The organism is Frankia sp. CcWB2 (assembly GCF_977927585.1).
Map to the genome: position 1 here is coordinate 1 of NZ_CDWRCM010000091.1, position 1,239 is coordinate 1,239.

At 69.8% G+C, this 1,239-nt stretch carries 1 protein-coding gene; it reads left to right on the forward strand.

Going from position 1 to position 1,239, the window contains the following annotated elements; translation table 11 throughout:
• Window positions 1-175 precede the first annotated feature (175 nt).
• Window positions 176-910: an amino acid ABC transporter ATP-binding protein gene (locus tag ACY45C_RS11480; protein WP_462187603.1), complete on the forward strand. Its 735-nt coding sequence runs from the start codon at window positions 176-178 to the stop codon at window positions 908-910.
• The last annotated feature ends 329 nt before the right edge of the window (window positions 911-1,239 follow it).

Below are 1,239 nucleotides of genomic sequence, written 5' to 3' on the forward strand. Positions count from 1 at the left end.
CTCCATAGCTGCAGGGATACTATTCTCGAATGTTCCCGCCAGTGCGCCGAAATCCGCGCGAGACGACCGCCCCAGCTGTCGGCCCCACGACCGATCCGCGCGCCTGGCCGTTCCATCATGAGGCCGCCGGGACGCTCGGCCCAACACCACACCGTCATTGTGCCGGGAGGTCGACATGCCTTTGGTGACCCTGGAAGGCGTCGGGAAGTCGTTCGGCGACAACCGGGTCCTAGCCGACGTCGACCTGTCCGTCGAGGCGGGCGAGGTCGTCATCATCATCGGGCCCTCGGGGTCGGGGAAGTCGACCCTGTGCCGCTGCATCAACCGATTGGAAACGATCGACGAGGGCCGGATCCTCTTCGAGGGCCGTCCCCTGCCCACGGAGAGCCATGAGCTCGCCCGGATGCGGTCACGGGTCGGAATGGTATTCCAATCGTTCAACCTCTTCGCGCACAAGACGGTGCTCGAGAACGTCGCCCTGGGACCGGTCAAGGTCCTGGGGCACAACCGCCTGCAGGCCCGCGCCCGGGCCCAGGAACTACTGGAACGCGTGGGGATCGCCGACAAGGCGGACCGGTTGCCCCGCCAGCTCTCCGGCGGCCAGCAGCAGCGCGCCGCCATCGCCAGGGCGCTGGCGATGGATCCCGTGCTCATGCTCTTCGACGAACCGACCTCGGCGCTCGACCCAGAGATGATCTCCGAGGTGCTGAACGTGATGAGGTCGCTGGCCACCAGCGGCATGACCATGATCGTCGTCACCCACGAAATGGGATTCGCGCGTTCCGCCGCGGACCGGGTGGCCTTCATGGCGGACGGCCGCATCCTCGAGATCGCCCCGCCGGAGAGTTTCTTCGCCGCGCCGCGGACCGAACGCGCCCGGGACTTCCTGGCCCGGGTCCTGCAGCACTGACCTCCACCGACCCGGCCCAACCGGGCCCGACCCGGTCGCACCCGCCGCCCGCCGCGCCGCCGGCACCCGGAGGCACCCGGAGGCACGTACCACCGGAGGGACGCAGTTCCTCAGGGGGACACACACCACCCGACGCCAGATCACCTGCTCCGGACCCGCGGTCCGGACCACTGCGAGAGGATCGGTCATGCGTACATCGTTCAGCCGGACGCGGCGCCCCGCCGCCGGGCATCTCAACGGGAGCTCAGGCGGGTTGTCACGCGGACGCAGCCGCCACAGGCGCGGCGGCGCGCTCCTCGCCGGCGTGACGCTGCTCGCCGCCCTCGGGC

Bases quoted from the DNA above. Each gene is read 5' to 3' on its own strand.
- ACY45C_RS11480 (WP_462187603.1), top strand. From the start codon at position 176: ATGCCTTTGGTGACCCTGGAAGGCGTCGGGAAGTCGTTCGGCGACAAC.